The organism is Streptomyces sp. NPDC030799, from assembly GCF_055572255.1.
Window position 1 is genome coordinate 543,585 of record NZ_JBVIDS010000002.1, and the last position, 16,360, is coordinate 559,944.

At 71.9% G+C, this 16,360-nt stretch carries 12 protein-coding genes and 1 pseudogene; 8 read left to right on the forward strand and 5 right to left on the reverse strand.

Going from position 1 to position 16,360, the window contains the following annotated elements; translation table 11 throughout:
* Nucleotides 1–100: 100 nt before the first annotated feature.
* Nucleotides 101–1,414, forward strand: a complete 1,314-nt coding sequence (locus tag ACZ41I_RS06310) for a serine hydrolase domain-containing protein (protein ID WP_468513435.1) — start codon at nt 101–103, stop codon at nt 1,412–1,414.
* 104 nt (nt 1,415–1,518) lie between these two features.
* Here the strand turns inward: ACZ41I_RS06310 and ACZ41I_RS06315 are convergent, their stop codons facing one another.
* Both ACZ41I_RS06315 and ACZ41I_RS06320 read right to left on the reverse strand, forming a co-directional pair.
* Entirely contained in the window at nt 1,519–2,850 is a 1,332-nt protein-coding gene (locus ACZ41I_RS06315; protein WP_468513312.1) for an MFS transporter, read from the reverse strand.
* Nucleotides 2,851–3,084: 234 nt separating this feature from the next.
* A complete protein-coding gene (locus tag ACZ41I_RS06320) occupies nt 3,085–3,906 on the reverse strand; it encodes a DeoR/GlpR family DNA-binding transcription regulator (RefSeq protein ID WP_468513313.1) in 822 nt (273 codons plus the stop codon).
* Nucleotides 3,907–4,206: 300 nt separating this feature from the next.
* Between ACZ41I_RS06320 and ACZ41I_RS06325 the strand changes: the two genes are divergently transcribed.
* From ACZ41I_RS06325 to ACZ41I_RS06340, 4 genes are read left to right on the forward strand one after another with little or no spacing between them, the layout of a single operon-like run.
* The gene (locus ACZ41I_RS06325; RefSeq protein WP_468513314.1) at nt 4,207–5,766 is read left to right on the forward strand and encodes an FGGY family carbohydrate kinase; all 1,560 of its coding nucleotides are present in this window, start codon (nt 4,207–4,209) and stop codon (nt 5,764–5,766) included.
* The gene (locus tag ACZ41I_RS06330; protein WP_468513315.1) at nt 5,759–7,273 is read left to right on the forward strand and encodes an FGGY-family carbohydrate kinase; all 1,515 of its coding nucleotides are present in this window, start codon (nt 5,759–5,761) and stop codon (nt 7,271–7,273) included. The genes ACZ41I_RS06325 and ACZ41I_RS06330 overlap by 8 nt, the downstream gene beginning before the upstream one ends.
* Entirely contained in the window at nt 7,270–7,875 is a 606-nt protein-coding gene (locus tag ACZ41I_RS06335) for a histidine phosphatase family protein (RefSeq protein WP_399762759.1), read from the forward strand. The genes ACZ41I_RS06330 and ACZ41I_RS06335 overlap by 4 nt, the downstream gene beginning before the upstream one ends.
* A 25-nt stretch (nt 7,876–7,900) precedes the next feature.
* Entirely contained in the window at nt 7,901–8,944 is a 1,044-nt protein-coding gene (locus tag ACZ41I_RS06340; protein WP_468513316.1) for a 2-hydroxyacid dehydrogenase, read from the forward strand.
* A gap of 347 nt (nt 8,945–9,291) precedes the next feature.
* Here the strand turns inward: ACZ41I_RS06340 and ACZ41I_RS06345 are convergent, their stop codons facing one another.
* Entirely contained in the window at nt 9,292–11,004 is a 1,713-nt protein-coding gene (locus tag ACZ41I_RS06345) for an MFS transporter (protein ID WP_468513317.1), read from the reverse strand.
* 157 nt (nt 11,005–11,161) lie between these two features.
* Here ACZ41I_RS06345 and ACZ41I_RS06350 point away from each other — a divergent pair, with 157 nt between their 5' ends.
* Nucleotides 11,162–11,974, forward strand: coding sequence for a TetR/AcrR family transcriptional regulator (locus tag ACZ41I_RS06350; protein WP_468513318.1), 813 nt, complete (start codon nt 11,162–11,164; stop codon nt 11,972–11,974).
* A gap of 367 nt (nt 11,975–12,341) precedes the next feature.
* A complete protein-coding gene (gene msrA, locus ACZ41I_RS06355; protein WP_363219412.1) occupies nt 12,342–12,863 on the forward strand; it encodes a peptide-methionine (S)-S-oxide reductase MsrA in 522 nt (173 codons plus the stop codon).
* 139 nt (nt 12,864–13,002) lie between these two features.
* Here the strand turns inward: msrA and ACZ41I_RS06360 are convergent, their stop codons facing one another.
* Nucleotides 13,003–14,076, reverse strand: coding sequence for an NAD(+)/NADH kinase (locus ACZ41I_RS06360; protein WP_468513319.1), 1,074 nt, complete (start codon nt 14,074–14,076; stop codon nt 13,003–13,005).
* Nucleotides 14,077–14,236: 160 nt separating this feature from the next.
* Nucleotides 14,237–14,950, reverse strand: coding sequence for an AraC family transcriptional regulator (locus ACZ41I_RS06365; RefSeq protein WP_468513436.1), 714 nt, complete (start codon nt 14,948–14,950; stop codon nt 14,237–14,239).
* Nucleotides 14,951–14,990: 40 nt separating this feature from the next.
* Here ACZ41I_RS06365 and ACZ41I_RS06370 point away from each other — a divergent pair.
* A pseudogene (locus ACZ41I_RS06370) lies at nt 14,991–16,130 on the forward strand (MFS transporter); the annotation flags it as partial.
* Between the last annotated feature and the right edge of the window lie 230 nt (nt 16,131–16,360).

Sequence of the window (16,360 nt, forward strand, 5' to 3'; positions counted from 1 at the left end):
GTGATCCTCCGCAAGAAGGATGTAGGGCGCATCCATGATCGACGACGATGACCGGGCGAGGTCCGGGCACGGGGTCCGGACCGCAGGGAAGGGACACCCCTTGCGCATCCTCCGGCTCGTCGGAACCGTCCTGGGTACGACGCTTGTGCTGACCGCCGCGGCACCGATCGCACAGGCGGACGCCAGACCGGCCACGAAGGCGACCGAAACTCCTTTACACAGCGGCAAGCTGGACGACGCGGCGCTCAACTCGGGTCTCCGCGCCATCCATGACGCGGGCATGTACGGCATCTACTCCTCCGTACGTGACGGCTCCCAGCGGTGGACCGGCGCGTCCGGCGTCGCCGACGTGAACACCGGGCGCCCCGTCCGCCCGGGCATGCTCCACCGAGTGGGCAGCGTCAGCAAGGCCTTCACCTCCGTCGCCCTCCTCCAGCAGGTGGAACGCGGCCGCCTCCGCCTCGACGCGCCCATCGGCGACTACCTCCCCGACCTGGTCCCGGGCGAGCGCGGCCACCAGATCACGGTCCGCATGCTCCTGAACCACACGAGCGGCATCGGCGACTACATCACCGGTGCCTTCCCCTCGCTCGTCCACGGTTCGACGGCCAGCCTCGACGAGAACCGCTTCCGTTCCATACGTCCCGAAGAACTGGTCCGCCTGGGACTGGCGGCCCCGGCAACCGGCAAGCCCGGCGAGAAGTGGTCGTACTCCAACACGAACTACGTCATCGCCGGGCTGCTCCTGGAGAAGCTGACCGGCCAGAACGCCGAGGCCTACATCACCCGCCACGTCATCGCCCGGGCCGGCCTGCACCACACCTCGTTCCCGCGCACCCCGTACATCCAGGGGCCGCACGCCCGCATGTACGAGTCGTTCTACGGCCTGATCAACCCGCCGCGCGACTACAGCGACTACGACATGTCCTGGGCCTACACCGCGGGTGCGCTCGTCTCCACCACCGACGACCTCAACCGTTTCTACCGCGCCCTGCTGGGCGGCAAGCTGATCGGCCCGGCCGCCCTGCGGGAGATGCAGCGCACCGTCCCGGCGGCCGACGGCATGAACTACGGACTGGGGATCTACAGCATCGACGTGCGCGGCTGCGGGCGCTTCTGGGGTCACGACGGTGCGGTCTTCGGCGCCGGCACCCTCGTCTACTCCAGCCCCGACGGCAGGCGTCAGGTCGCCATGGGCTGGAACCTCATGAAGTACGAGCGCCTCAAGTCCGACGGCTCCGGTTTTGAGGACAGCCCGATCGACGACGCCCTCAACCGCCAGGTCGTGCGCGCACTGTGCCCGACGACCCCGCCCGCCCCGCCCGCCGAGTCCCACGCGGCGACGGCACTGCCCCGGACGGTGCTGCCCACCGTGGGCCTGGCGTCGCGCGGCTGGGCCACGGTCCTGCGCTGAAACACCGCCCTGCCCCACGCGCATTCGGCGCCTGGCGCAGGGCTTCCACGCGCGCCGCTCCCCACCACCCTCGGGTGTGGGGAGCGGCGCGCACCGGCGGGCGGCTACACCTTCTGGGCACTGCCCGGTGCCCGCACCGCGGAGGCGCCGGCCGCGTCGGAGTGTTCCGGCAGGGTGAGGAAGAAGGTCATGCCGGCGCTCGCCAGATAGAGCCCGGCGAAGATCCACATCACACCCTCGACGCCGAGCGGCCCGAGGAAGAGGGCGACCACGGCCGGGCCGACGAACGTGCTGGCCCCGGCGCCGAGGTTGAGTGCCGACATCGCCTGCCCCTTGTGCTCCGGTGTCAGTGAGGGCATGAGCGCGGACAGCGGTACATAACCGGCGAGCGTCGCGCCGAAGAGGCTCACCAGGACCATGGCCAGCGGGAAGTCGTCGCCGGAGGCCACGGTGCCGTAGTAGAGCAGGAGCGTGGTGACCGCGCAGCCCACCCCACCGAACCAGGCGACGGTGCGCTGCCAGCCGAGGCGGTCGCCGACCAGGCCGAAGAGCAGGTTGAAGAAGATGTTGGTGGCGAACATCGCCGACAGCAGCCGCAGCCACTCGGTCAGCGAGAAGCCCAGCGTGTCGGTGAAGAACACGGGCAGGAAGACCAGAAAGCCGAACTGGGCCGCGGTGTTGATGGTGCGCACCACCGCGCCGGCCCCGATGCGCGGGTTGCGCCAGACGATGGAGAGCGAGCCGAGCAGCGTGGCCACCGGACGCTCACCGGCGGGAGCCAGCCGGTACCTGCCCGTCGGCTCGCGCACGAGGAGCAGTGTGATCAGGCCGCCCGCCGCCACCAGGGCCAGCGCGAACCACAGGGTGCGGTACGTGCCCATCCACGGCACCGTGAAGCTCGCGACCAGCGAGCCCAGGGTGGGCAGCCCGCCGGTGAAGGCGAACCAGAACCAGCCCACGGCGGAGCCGAGCCGCTGCCTGGGCGTCACTGCCGTCACCCAGACCAGGAAGCCGTAGGCGAACAGCGGATAACCGAAGCCGCGCAGACCATAGCTGGTCAGCAGCAGCCAGTAGTGGTGGGTCGGGACGGCGAGGCCGAGAAAGGCCACCTGCAGCGCGGCCCAGATGCCGAGGCCGAGCATCATCACGCGGCGCGGCCCCCACAGGTCGGAGAGCGCTCCGGAGAACCAGGCGGAGATGCTCGCGGTGACGCCGTACACGGTGAACAGCAGTGCCACGCGTTCCTTGGAGATGCCCTCGTGCAGTAGATAGGGCGAGAGGAATCCCGATTCCACACCATCACCGATCATGAAGATCAGAACACCGAGAAATCCCCAGCACAGGGCCTTCGGAATGCCTATTCGGTCCAGGAATGTGTGTGGTCCGTTTTCTGCGGATGGAGAAGCAGGATTCAGGGGGACGGTCACGGCGGCCACCTTCTTGCGGAAATGGGGAGAGCGGAGTGCCGTACGGCGTGGGACCGATGAAAAGTCCGCTCCGGGGCGGGGTCAATCCGTCGTGGGAAAGACCTCGTCGGCCGTGTGTCCCGTGGTGTTAAGTCGCCGGTCCGGCGCCGTGCGGGCAGTCCGGGGTTCAGCCTGTCTCCGCAGCTCAGGGCCGCTGGTGGGTTGTTGCGGGGTGAGGTGCGCCGAGTGAGAACCGTGTGATGTTCACGTGGCGTCCTGCGGCCGGGGCGTTCCGGGGGCCGCGGCGACGGTGCGGACGTGGACGCCGTTGTCGCGCAGCCGCCGTACCGCTCCCACGGGGGCCGCGTCGTCGACGAGGACCAGGTCGAAGTCGGTGAGCGGGGCGAGTGCGTACAGGCCCTGGTTGGCGAACTTGGTGTGGTCGATGATCAGCACGCGACGCGAGGCGGCGGCCATCATGGCCCGCTTGACCTGCACGGTCTCGGGCGACATGTGATAGCAGCGGCCGCCGGTCACCGCCGTCGTGGACATGAACAGCACGTCCGCCCGGAACGCCTCCACGCTGTGCGCGGTGTGTGCGCCCATGAAGGCGTCGTAGGCCGGGAAGTAGGTGCCGCCGAGGGCGACCAGCGCCACGCCGGGTTCACGGGCCAGCGCCGAGATGACCGGCAGCGAATTGCTGATCGCGGTGATCGGGGTGTGCTCCGACAGGTGCCGGACCAGGTGCAGACAGGTCGTCGAGTCGTCGATCATCACCACCTGGCCGGGCGCGAGTTCCTCGGCTGCGGCCCGCGCCAGAAGCTGCTTGGTGTGCACCATCGTCGACAGGCGTTCGCCGGCGCTGCCGTGGAACTGCGTCGAGGGCAGGCAACTGGCCCCGCCGCGCACTTTGCGCAGCCACCCCTGCGCCTGCAGGGCATCCAGATCACGGTGGATGGTCATGACGCTCACACCGAACGCGGCCGCGAGGTCGGTGGTACGGACGAAGCCCTTGCTCGTGACGAGTTCACGCACCCGGCTCCGACGCCCCTCCTGGGCGTCCGTCCGGGCGTCCAGACCGGCCATGGCAGCCGCTCCTTCCTGAGAAGAGGCTCATGAGAATCCCACATGAACGTAACACGCCGGAGGATGGGCGCCGGCCTGCGCGGCGTCCTTGCGAGCGGCGCACGCGGACGGTGGCGCGCCGGATCCGGAAGGGAATTTAACACGGCGCGTGGGACCGGCCGCGGGATAAGTCGCCGGGCCGATTGACGGCCCCTTCCGATGCGCGTTTCCTGATTTCTGCGAGCCGCCCGGGCCGGACCGTTCGATCCGACGGTCCGTTCCGCGGGCGCGGGCCTTTGTGAAGGGGCAGGTATTGCAGTCATGTCGGTTCTCACCATCGACGTCGGAACGTCGGTCATCAAATCCGTCGTGTTCGACGACCAGGGCCAGGAGCTGGCGGTGGCCCGTATCGGCACCGAGGTGCTGCGGCCCCGTCCCGGCTGGGCGGAACAGGACATGAACGCGGTGTGGAACGGCGTCGTCCACACCGTGCGCAGCGTCCTGTCCCAGCTCGGCCCCGCCCAGGACCCGGTGTGGCTGGTGAGCTTCACGGCACAGGGCGACGGCTGCTGGCTGGTCGACGGCGACGGCCGTCCCACCGGCCCGGCGGTCCTGTGGTCCGACGGGCGCGCCGGCGATCTGCTCACCCGCTGGCAGGCCGACGGCGTCCTGGAGCAGGCGTTCCGCCGCAACGGCTCCCTCACCTGCAGCGGCATGCCGAACGCGGTGCTCAGCTGGCTCGCCGAGCACGACCCGGAGCGACTGCGGCGCTCCCGTACCGTGCTGACGGCGGCCGGCTGGCTGTTCCTGAAGCTCACCGGGGTCACCGCCATCGACGAGTCCGACGCGTCGGCGCCCTTCCTCGACCACACCACGGGCGCGTACGACCCCGTGATCCTCGATCTCTTCGCGATGAAGTGGGCCGAGCCGCTGCTGCCGCGGATCCTCGGCGAGCACGAGCGCATCGCCGAGATCACCCACCACACCGCCGCCGAACTCGGCCTGCCCGCCGGGCTGCCCGTGGTCATGGCCCCGTACGACATCGCCGCCACCGCCCGTGGTGCCGGAGCCGTCAACCCCGGCCAGGCGTGCGCCATCCTCGGCACCACCCTGTGCACGGAGATCGTCAGCCGTGAGCCGGACACCGGGGGAGAGCCGTGCGGCATCAACATCGCCTATCGCGGCCGGGAACGCATCCTGCGCGCCTTCCCCACCCTCTCCGGCACCGAGGTCCTCGACTGGGCCTGCCGCACCCTGTCCGTCGAGGACCCCGCCGCCCTGGGCAGGCTCGCCTTCGGCACCGAACCCGGCGCGGCCGGACTGGCGTTCCTGCCGTACCTCTCGCCCGCCGGTGAGCGCGCCCCGTTCCTCGACCCGCACGCCCGCGGCGCCTTCTGGGGCCTGTCCCTCGACCACACCCCCGCCCATGTCGCCCGCGCCGTCTTCGAGGGACTGTCCCTCGTCGTCCGCGACTGCCTGACCGCGTCCGGGACCGACGTCCATGAACTGCGCCTGTGCGGCGGCGGATCCGCCAGCGACGCCTGGTGCCGGCTCATCGCGGACGTCACCGGCGTGCCGACGGCCCGCAGCGCGGACACGGAACTGGGCGCCAAGGGCGCGTTCCTGACCGGTCTCGTCCTCACCGGGGCGGAGAGCAGCATGCACAGCGCCGCCGCCCGGTACGTCCGTATGCGTACGAGCTGGGAACCGGACGCCGAACGCGCCGCGTTCTACGACGGGCTCTACGACACGTACCTCACCTGGCGCGACGCCGCCCGCTCCCTCGGCTGGGCACCCACGCCCGCCGCTGTCCCGGCCCCGCCGCCCACTGCCGCACCGGCCGCCTCCCCGGCCCGTGCCCCGGAGGTCCCGCATGTCTGACGCCTTGTCATCCGACGCGGTCCACCTCGGACTCGACCTCGGCACCCAGAGCGCCCGCGCGGTCGCCGTGGACGGCACCGGCCGGCTGCTGGGCGCCGCCTCCCGTCCGCTGACCGGCCGCCGCGACGGCGTACGCCACGAGCAGGACCCCGAGCAGTGGTGGTCGGCACTCGCCGCCGCCAGCCGCGAGGCCCTGACCGGTATCGACCCGCGCCGGGTGCGGGGCCTGGCCGTGGACGCCACCTCCGGGACCGTGCTCCTGGCCGACTCGGCAGGCGTCCCCCTCACCCCGGGACTGATGTACGACGACCGCCGGGCCGACACATACGCCGACCGCGTCAACACGCGTGGCGCGCGGGTGTGGGAGAAGCTCGGCTATCGCGCCATGCAGCCGTCCTGGGCGCTGCCCAAACTGCTCTGGTTGCTGGACGACCCGACCCGGCCGGGCGGCCCGGGCCTCCCGGCGGGCGCACGCCTGCTGCACCAGGCCGATCTGATCACCTGGCGGCTCGCCGGGCACCAGGTCCCGAGCGATGCCAGCCACACCCTGAAGACCGGCTACGACCTGGTCGCCGAGCGGTGGCCCGAGGCCGAACTCGACGCGCTCGGCGTCCCCAGCGGGCTGCTGCCCGACGTCGTACGGCCCGGAACCGTCCTCGGCACGGTGTGCGCCGAGGCCGCCGAGACGACCGGCATCCCCGCCGGCACCCTCATCGCCGCGGGCATGACCGACGGCTGCGCCGCGCAGATCGGAGCCGGGGCACTCACGCCCGGCTCCTGGAACTCCGTGCTGGGCACCACCTTGGTGTTCAAGGGGGCGAGCCCCCACCTCGTCCGCGACCCCGGCGGCGTGGTCTACTGCCACCGCGGCCCCGGTGGCAGCTGGCTGCCCGGCGGCGCCTCCAGCAGCGGCGCCGGAGTCCTCTCCCACCGGTTCCCCGGCGCGAGCCCCGCCGACCTCGACGCGCTGACCGCGCGGGCCGCCGCGACCGGCTCCACCGCCGTCGTCTACCCGCTGGTCGGCTCGGCCGGCGAGCGTTTCCCGTTCCGTGCCCCCGACGCCCAGTCCTTCGTCCTCGGCGAGCCCTCGGGCGACGCGGAGGAGTTCCACGCCTGTCTGCTGGGCGTGGCGCTGCTCGAACGGCTCTGCTTCGACTACCTCGACCACCTCGGCGCCCCGGTCGACGGTCCGCTCACGTTCACCGGCGGCGGGGCCCGCAACCGCTACTGGGCGCAGCTGCGCGCCGACGTGCTCGGCCGCCCCGCCCGGCTGCCGGAGCAGGCCGAGAGCGCCCTCGGCATGGCGGTGCTCGCCGCCACCGCCTCGGGTGCCACGCTGGAGGAGGCCGCGGGCGCCATGGTGCGGCTGCGCGAGGAACTCCGCCCCGACCCCGCCCGCACCGCCCGCCTGCTCCCCGTCTACCTCGGATTCGTCGACGCGCTGGTCCGGCGCGGCTGGCTGGCAGCGGCCGTGGCCGACCACGCGCGCGGAAAGGCCCTGCAGTGACCGACTTCGTCCTCGTCCGCCACGGGGAGACCGTCTGGCACGCCGAAAACCGCTACGCGGGCCGCACCGACGTGCCGCTCACCGACCTCGGCCGCCGGCAGGCCGCCGAACTGGGGGACTGGGCCGCCGGGCAGCACCTGGACGCCGTGCTGTGCTCACCGCTGTCCCGGGCCCGGCAGACCGCCGAGCCCGCGGCGAGCGCCCTCGGCCTGACGTCCTGGGTCGACGAGCGCCTGTACGAGGTGGACTTCGGCCGCGGTGACGGGCTCACCCGCGCCGAGATGGCCGAGGCGTTCCCCGAGGAACTCGCCGCGTTCCTCACCGACCCGGTCGCCCACCACCTGCCCGGCGGCGAGCATCCCGTCACGGCGGCGGACCGCGCGGTCGACTGCCTCCAGGAGGCCGCGCACAAGTTCCCCGACGGGCGTGTCCTGGTCGTGGCCCACTCCACTCTGCTGCGCCTGGTGCTGTGCAAGCTGCTCGGCATTCCCCTCGCGCGCTACCGCCAGGTCTTCCCCGCCCTGCACAACGGCGCGCTGACCGAACTGCGGCTGCGCGCCGGCCAGGCGTCCCTGCTCCGCCTCAACGCACCCGTTCACTGATCCACCGCTCTCCGGGAGAACCACCGTGCCCACCACCGTCCTCGCCGCCGGCGACCACTTCGTCCTGCCCGGGCTGCTCGAACAGGAACTGCGCGCCGCGGTGCCCGCCGGCCCCGGCCTGGACATCCGTCAGCTCCGGCTGCCCTGGCCGCACACCCCGTTCGGGAAGGTCGCCGAGGTCGACGAGGCGTCCGGAACCGAGGAGGAGCTCATCGAGGCGCTGCGCGGCGTACGGATCTGTGTCACCCAGATGGCCCCGCTCACCGAACGGGTGCTGGCCGCCTGCCCTGATCTGGAGCTGTTCTGCGTCAGCCGGGGCGGACCCGTCAACGCCAACCTGGAGGCCGCCACCCGGCACGGCGTCGCCGTCTGCTACGCCCCGGGCCGCAACGCCGTCGCCACCGCGGAACACACCCTCGCGCTCATCCTCGCCGCCGCCCGCGGGATCGGCGACGTCCACACCGACCTCAAGCAGGGCACCTGGCGCGGCGACTACTACGACTACACGCGCTGCGGAGTCGAGATCGACGGCTCGGTCGTGGGCCTGGTCGGCTTCGGCGCCATCGGCTCGCGCGTCGCCCGCGTCCTGACCGCGATGGGGGCCACGGTCCTCGTCCACGACCCCTATGTGCCGCCGGAGGCGGTGGAGGGCGTCGCACGGCTGGTGTCGCTGGACGAGTTGCTCAGCAGCTCCCGGATCGTCTCCCTGCATGCGCGGGTGACGGACGAGACCCGCGGCATGATCGGGCAGGCGCAGATCGCGGCCATGCCGCGCGGCTCCGTCCTCGTCAACTGCGCCCGCGGTGCCCTGGCCGACTACGACGCGGTGTGCGACGCGCTGGACTCGGGACATCTGGCAGCCGCCGGCTTCGACGTGTTCCCAGTCGAACCGCTACCGGCCGGCGAGCGCCTGCTGTCCACCCCGGGGGTCATCCTCACCCCGCACATCGCCGGCGCGAGCCGCGAGGTCGCCCACAAGGCCGCCCGGATCGTCGCCGCCGAGACCGCCCGCTTCCTCCGCGGCGAGCCACTGGCCCACTGCGCCAACCCCGAGGCCCTGAAGGGCTGACGCGGCGCCCCGCGTTCCGCAGAGGTCACACGGCGGCTCGATTCTCTTCCCGGCACGCAACCGCCCGTACCGGGCCCGTCTCTACGGCGCGGCGGTGCGGGGCGACGGCGGCGCGCCGCTGGCACAGGTGCCGACGGGCCAGGAGCACGGGCGCCCGAACCCGGCGCGTCGCACGGGCGCCTTCATACAGACGCGACGGCCCCTCGCAGCTGGACGGGGCGGTCCGGCAGCCCCTCCTCACGCAGACGGGAAGCCCGGTCATCCCCTCCTTACGCGGACGAGGCGGCCGGACCGGTTCTTCTCAGGGGCCCGGCCGCCCGTCGGCGCCGATGCGGGCCAGGCCCGCGTCAGTGTCCGGCGGCTCCCTCGGGGCGCGCGTGGCGCGGCAGGAGGAACGCCAGCAGGAAGGTCAGGGCGAGCATGCCGTCGACGATCCACAGCACCGTCTTCATGACGGAGCCGAAACCGCTCCGGAAGGCCGATGTCGCGGTGGCATGCAGCGCGCCGGGTATCCGGGCGCCGGCCTGAGGTGAGGTCACGGCGGCGCGGGTGTCCTTCTCCAGGTGTGCGCAGGACGCCGGGGTCGCGGCAGGATCCTTGGCCACGGCACGGTCCGAGGTGCACTCGCGAAGGTCCGCCACGAGGCGCTTCTGGGTGGCGGGCGGGACGTGCGCGGCGGCGAGTTGCCCCCGCAGGCCGTCCGCGTGGTGGTCGACGGCGGCGGCGATCCCACTGCCCAGCAGACCGAAGAACACGGTACCGAGGACGGCCACCCCGAACGCGCCGCCGAGCTGCTGCATCGCGGTCATCGTGCCGGACGCCGAACCCGTCTCGTGCTGCTCGACGCTGGCGAGCACGATGTCGAAGAACGGCGCCATCAGCAGGCCCATTCCGATTCCGGTGCCGAGCAGGGACGGCAGGAGCTGCCAGGGGCCGACGCCGGACCCCACCATGTCGAGGGTCAGCCACACGCCGAACACGCCGACCGCCATGACCAGCGCGCCCGCCTGCAGGACGGCCCGGCCGAACCGGGCGACACCCTGAGCGATCCCGAACCCGACGATCATGCCGCCCGACCAGGGCACCATCACGAGTCCCGCCTTCAGCGGCGAGTAGCCGAGACCGATCTGGGTGTAGAGGTTGAAGACCAGCATGAAGCCCTGCATGGTCGAGAAGAACACCAGCCCGAGCGTCATGCCGCCGCTGAATCCGCGCTTGCGGAACAGGCTGGGCACGACGAGCGGGTCCCGGCCGGCCTTGCTGCGGCGTGCCTCGTACACACCGAAGGCGATGAAGACGACCAGTGAGGCGGCCATCATCGCGAACGTCCACAGGGGCCAGTCGTACTCACGGCCCTGGACCAGCGGGAAGATGATGAGCAGCGCGGCCAGTGAGACCAGGAGCATGCCGGGGATGTCGAGGCGCGGCCTGGTGCCGGCCCGGCCCCTCGGCAGGTAGCGCACGGCACCGAGGAAGGCCGCGGCGCCCAGCGGCAAGTTGATCAGAAAGATCATCCGCCAGCCGGTGCCGAAGTAGTCGGCGTCCACGAGCCAGCCCGCCAGGATCGGTCCGCACACCGCGGACAGCCCCATGATCGGGCCGAACATGCCGAAGGCCTTCTGCGACTCCTGCGGCGGGAACATCTCCTTGATCATGCCGAGGCCCTGCGGCAGCATCACCGCGCCGAACAGCCCCTGTACGACACGTGCGGCGATCAGCATCTCGGGCGACACGGACACCGCGCACAGCAGCGACCCCACGGTGAAGCCTGCGGCTCCCACCAGGAACATCCGGCGGCGCCCGTGAATGTCCCCGAGCCGGCCGCCGGTGACCAGCCCGACGGCCATCGACAGCGTGTACGCGGCGGCGAGCCACTGCAGTGTGGAGGCACCTCCGCCGAGGTCGGCTCGCATGGACGGGCCGGCGATGTTCGTGACGACGGCGTCGAGGAGATCCATCACCTCGGCCGCGAGGATCACGAAGAGCGCAGGCCAGCGCCACCGGTAGGGCGCTGGTGAGTCGGTGGGCGTCTCGACGGACGCGACACCGGTGGTGGACATCGGTACCCCCTGGCAGAACAGTGTTCGATGAGAGAACGGCGTTCATTAAGATATAGCGCAATCCGTGATCCGTGACAAGATATATCGCGTCCGGTGTGGTTCCGAAGGCCGCTCACCATGGCAGAACACTGTTCTCCGCGATGCCTAGACTGGCGCCATGACCGACGAGGCCGCCGACGCCCGTACCTCACCTCCGCCGTCCCCCTGGGAGCGTGAGCGGCGTGTGCGCACCCACGTGACGCCCGCGCGCGCACCGCTGTCGCGGGAACGGGTCGTCGAGGCCGCGTTCACCGTGCTGGACCGCCAGGGACTCGACGGGCTGTCGATGCGTCAGGTGGCGGCCGAACTGGGAGTCGCGGTCTCCGCCCTCTACGCCCACGTCAGCTCGAAGGACGACCTCCTGGAGCTGATGTACACGCGGCTCTTCGACGGCTTCGCACTGCCCGAGCCCGACCCGGAGCGGTGGCGGGACCAGGTGCGGGACTACGCCCGTTCGGGACGGCAACGCCTGCTGTCCCACCGCGACATGGCCAGGATCTCCATGGCCCATGTTCCCTTCACGGCCGAACTTCTGCCGCACGTCGAAGCGTTGCTCGCCATCTTCCGCACCGCAGGGCTGCCCGACCGTATCGCGGCGGAGGCCGGGGATCTCATCTCCACCTACATCGACGGGTTCGTCCTGGAGGAGGGCATGTGGCAGGACCGGGCCGCCCGGCACGGCAGTGACGATTCGTCGCCGGCCCGCCCCGACTGGCGTGAGATGGCCGACGAGATGCAGGAGTACTTCGCGTCCCTGCCCGCAGCTGAATTTCCCCATCTGCGCGCCTTGGCCGGGCTGATCGTGTCGGACTCGTCCGACGAGAGGTTCGACATCGGCCTGGAGATCATCCTGCGCGGCCTGGCGAGCTATCTGCCCGACCCGGAGTCCAGCGCGCGTCCTGACCCGCACCGGCCTCACGACACCACCTGACCCGCGACGTCCTGGGCTCTGACGGTGCGACGCGTGCGGCCCGTCGCCCCTGGGGAAGGCAGCGGACCGCACGCGCGATGTGGCGGCCGACGTCTAGCCGAGAGTGAAGTCGTCGGCGTGGACGGCGGATTGGCCGTACCACCCGGGGACGTACGCGGTGACGGTCCCGCCTCGTGAGTCTTGCCAGGTGCATGACATTCGCCCGTGGGTGGTGCCGTGCGGGCCGGCCCGCGTTGGTACATACCAAATCGCCCGGACGATGCCTCGTCAAGAGGACTAGACCAAGTACGTCCGTGGCCGGTATTAGGGTGATCGGGTAAGCCGGAATGCCGACAGCGGTGCCGGATTCGAGTGTCAGGAGTCACCGATGACCGTGGAAATCCAGCGGGCCGTACTCGCAGGTGGTTGTTTCTGGGGCATGCAGGATCTGATCCGCAAGCAGCCGGGTGTGGTCTCCACACGTGTCGGCTACAGCGGTGGTGACACCCCCAACGCCACGTACCGCCATCACGGTGACCACGCCGAGGCCATCGAGATCCTCTTCGACCCCACCGTCACGAGCTACCGCGACATCCTGGAGTTCTTCTTCCAGATCCACGACCCGACCACCAGGGACCGCCAGGGCAACGACATCGGACGCAGCTACCGGTCCGCCATCTTCTACGGCGACGAAGAGCAGCACCGCGTCGCCGTGGACACGATCGCGGACGTCGAGGCGAGCGGGCTGTGGCCGGGACCGGTGGTCACCGAGGTGGAGCCCCTGGGCGACTTCTGGGAGGCGGAACCCGAGCACCAGGACTACCTGGAGCGCTATCCCGACGGCTACACGTGCCACTTCCCGCGACCGAACTGGAAGCTGCCGCGCCGGGAGTCGTCCCCGACGAACTGAGCGGAGCGGGCTAGGTGGTTCCGGTCGCCCGGCCGCTGGAGTCCAGGCCCGGCGGGGACGAGTGCCGGCAGCACGGCCGTGCCCGCCGCGCCGTGCGGTCAAGCCCGCGGCAGCCGTGAGGCCCGCACACGCATCCTCCTCACAACGGCCGAGCCCCCTTCTCGGGAGCCGGTGGCAGCGCGAGGTGGGCGAGGTCGCCCGGCGGCGGTGTGGTGACCGGCCACAGGGGAGCGGCCTCCCCGTCGGCGAGCGCGGCCGGCGCGTCGGTGAGGTTCATGCGCTCGCGCAGCCGGCCGTAGAAGTCCGTCGGGCCCAGCCGGACCGCCTTCAGCCGGCGTGGCGCGGCGTACACGCCGATCCAGTCCCCGGGGCTCAGTACACCGCGCAGCTGGCCGTCGATGCTGACGGCGGCCTGGCCGGACCGTTCGAGAATCCGCAGCGCGATCGGTTCGTCGGGGGCGGCTACGACCGAGCGGTTGAACACCATGTGCGGGGCGACCGGCGTGAACACCAGAGCCTCCGCGCGCGGCGAGACCACCGGACCGCCGGCGGCGAAACTGTACGCGGTCGAGCCCGTGGGCGTGGCCACCAGCAGTGCGTCGGCGGAGTAGCAGGCCAGGAGCCGGCCGGCGAGATAGACACCGACCGACACCTGCCGGTCCCTGGCGAGCTTCTCCACGACGACGTCGTTCAGCGCCGTGACGTTCAGCGCGACGCCCCAGTCGTCACCCGTCTCGCACTCCATCCGCACCCGGGGCGGCGGCAGCATCGGCCCGCGGCCGTACCGCAGCAGCGCCTCCATCTGCGCGGGCACCTCCAGCCGGCACGACGCCCGCAGGGTGAGGAGCATCCGGCTCTCGACCGTGATGCGTCCGGCCCGGACCGCGTCCAGCGCCGCGCGCACCGCCGGGGCCGGGACCTCGGTGAGGAAGCCGACCCGGCCGAGGTCGACGCCCAGGACCAGGGCGTCGTTCTCGGCCGCCAGCCGGGCGCCGCGCAGGAACGTGCCGTCGCCGCCGAGGGTGACGATGAGGTCCGGATCGCCCGCCGCGTCGACCTCCTCACGGGCGCTGTGCCGCGCCCCCTCCTGCCACACGTCGATGTCGGCGCACGCCACGGCGTGCTCCGCGCACCACTCGCGCACCGCCTGTGCGGCGGCCACGGCCTCGGCGCGGCCGCCGTGCACCACCAGGCCGACATGGTTCACTCTCATATCCGCCTCCCGGCCGGCTGTTCCCCTGCGCCATCCTCGCCCGCGAACCGCTTAGGCGCGGCCCCCGCCACGCGGGCGGCCTCCTGGGCACGTGCGCCCGCGCGCCCGAGTACGGCCGTCTCCGCCTGACATCCCCGTCATACCTCTGACGTCGACGCCGTCAGTCGGCCGGTCCGCCAGTGTCCTTCGGGCGGTAGCCCGGTGTGTGGCCGAAGGTGCGGCGGAAGACGTCGATGAACGCGCTGGCCGAGGACCAGCCGCACCGGTGCGCCACCGTGGTCACCGGCGTCTGCTCGGCCAGCAGGACCAGCGCGTGGTGCAGCCGCAACTGCGTGCGCCACTGCGGGAACGTCATGCCGAGGTCGCCGCGGAACAGCCGCGACAGCGTACGGTCGCTCGCCCCGACCTCCCGGCCCAGCTCGGCCAAGGTGCGGCCGTCGGCCGGATCGGCGCGCAGGATCTCGCACAGCGCGCGCAGCGGGGGCGAGGAGGGAGTGGGCAGGTGCAGGGGCTGCTGCGGCGAGGCCCTCAGCTGGTCGAGCAACACCGCGCGCAACCGGGCCCGTTCGGCACTGCCGTCGTCCGGTGCACGGGTGTACGCGATGATCAGCTCGCGCAGCAGGGGGCCCACCGCGAGCACGGTCGGCGTGTGCAGGGCCAGCGGGTTCTCGGCCGCCGGCAGCCCCACCAGGTGCAGCTGCAGCTCGCCGTGCGCCTCATGGGCGTGGACCGTGCCGGCCGGCACCCAGATGGCCCGGGTGGCCGGGGCGACCCAGGAACCCGCGTCGGTGGTGACGGCCACAACGCCCCGGCCCGCGTAGACGATCTGGTGGTCGTCGTGCCGGTGGGCCTCGATCGCCGCGCGGGACGCCAGCCGCCGGGTGCGCGTCGGAGCCGTCGGCTGATGGCGGACTTCCGTCGGGCACGCGTGCGTCGACGTCTACCAGGGCGCCGTCGCCTCCCTGATCCCGTTTCTCGTCGCCCGGCGCGGCTACGGCTATGCCGCGGCCTCGGGTGTCGTACTGGCCGCCTCCCTGCTGTCGTCCGTGGCGCAGCCGCTCTTCGGCGCCCTCACCGACCGCCGGCCCGTTCCCTGGCTGCTTCCCGTCAGTACGCTCCTGGCCGGTGCGGGCATCGCGCTGAGCGGGCTCGCCGACGCCTATGCCCTCACCCTGGGGTGCGCGGCACTGTCCGGGATCGGCGTGGCCGCCTACCATCCCGAGTCCGCCCGGGTCGCGCGGCAGGCGGCCGCGGGTGCACACCGCGCCATGGGCTGGTTCTCGCTCGGCGGCAATGCGGGCTTCGCCCTGGCTCCGCTGCTGGTCGCCGCCGTCGTGGGCACCGGCGGGCTGCGCTGGACGCCGTTGCTGGTGCTGCCGGCGCTCGCCGGGACCGCGCTGTGCATGGCCGTCCTGCGCGCACCGGAGCGACGCCGGTCCGTCCGGGCCGGTACGGCGCCGGTGGCCGGGACCGACGACATGGCAGCGTTCGTGAAGCTGTCGCTGGCCGTGGTGTGCCGCTCGGTCGTGTTCACCGGGCTGAGCACCTTCCTCTCCCTGTACGCCGCGCAGCGTCTGGGAGGAAGGGCCGCCGGCACCACCGCGCTGTTCGTGCTCTATCTCGGCGGCGCGCTGGCGGAGCGGTGGGACCGGGTCACGGTGTGCCGCTGGTCATATCTGGTCTCGGTGGTGGCGGTCGCGGGCGTGGTATGCGTCCCCGGTCCCGCTCTGTACGCGTGCGTGGCGCTCACGTCCGCCGGACTTTACGTGCCGTTCTCCCTCCAGGTCACTCTCGGCCAGGACTACCTGCCCACACGGGTGGGCACGGCCGGCGGGATCACCCTCGGTCTGGCCGTCGGCGTCGGCGGTCTCGTGAGCCCGCTCATCGGCCGGCTCGCCGACGCCGCCTCCCTGCGCACCGCTCTCGCCCCGCTCGCCCTGATGCCGGCGCTCAGCTGGCTGCTGCTGCGCACCCTGCCCGAGCCCGCAACCTCGCGCACGGCCGGCGGGAACAAGGGCGAACCCCAGCCGTACCCGTCAGCCCCGCGCCGGTGACCAGCGGCGATCCGGTCTCCTGGGGGCCGCCCTTGTACAGGAAGAGGGATCAGCAGTATGGGTATCGCGCTCGTCCTGACGGAGGGCGGTGAGCGACGAGCGCAGACGGAACGTGGGGGGGGCGGAGGGGGGGGGCCGGCCGCCGAACGCCGTGGTTTCTCCCCCCTTTCTTACGACCCCCCTGTCCCCCCCCCCGGAAATCTTGAACCGTTTCTCGCTGAGAGGGGGGA

What these genes read in the sequence shown, in the direction of transcription:
- ACZ41I_RS06320 (WP_468513313.1), bottom strand. Translation starts at nt 3,906, where the DNA reads ATGGCCGGTCTGGACGCCCGGACGGACGCCCAGGAGGGGCGTCGGAGC.
- ACZ41I_RS06325 (WP_468513314.1), top strand. Translation starts at nt 4,207, where the DNA reads ATGTCGGTTCTCACCATCGACGTCGGAACGTCGGTCATCAAATCCGTC.
- ACZ41I_RS06330 (WP_468513315.1), top strand. Translation starts at nt 5,759, where the DNA reads ATGTCTGACGCCTTGTCATCCGACGCGGTCCACCTCGGACTCGACCTC.
- ACZ41I_RS06345 (WP_468513317.1), bottom strand. Translation starts at nt 11,004, where the DNA reads ATGTCCACCACCGGTGTCGCGTCCGTCGAGACGCCCACCGACTCACCA.
- ACZ41I_RS06350 (WP_468513318.1), top strand. Translation starts at nt 11,162, where the DNA reads ATGACCGACGAGGCCGCCGACGCCCGTACCTCACCTCCGCCGTCCCCC.
- msrA (WP_363219412.1), top strand. Translation starts at nt 12,342, where the DNA reads ATGACCGTGGAAATCCAGCGGGCCGTACTCGCAGGTGGTTGTTTCTGG.
- ACZ41I_RS06360 (WP_468513319.1), bottom strand. Translation starts at nt 14,076, where the DNA reads ATGAGAGTGAACCATGTCGGCCTGGTGGTGCACGGCGGCCGCGCCGAG.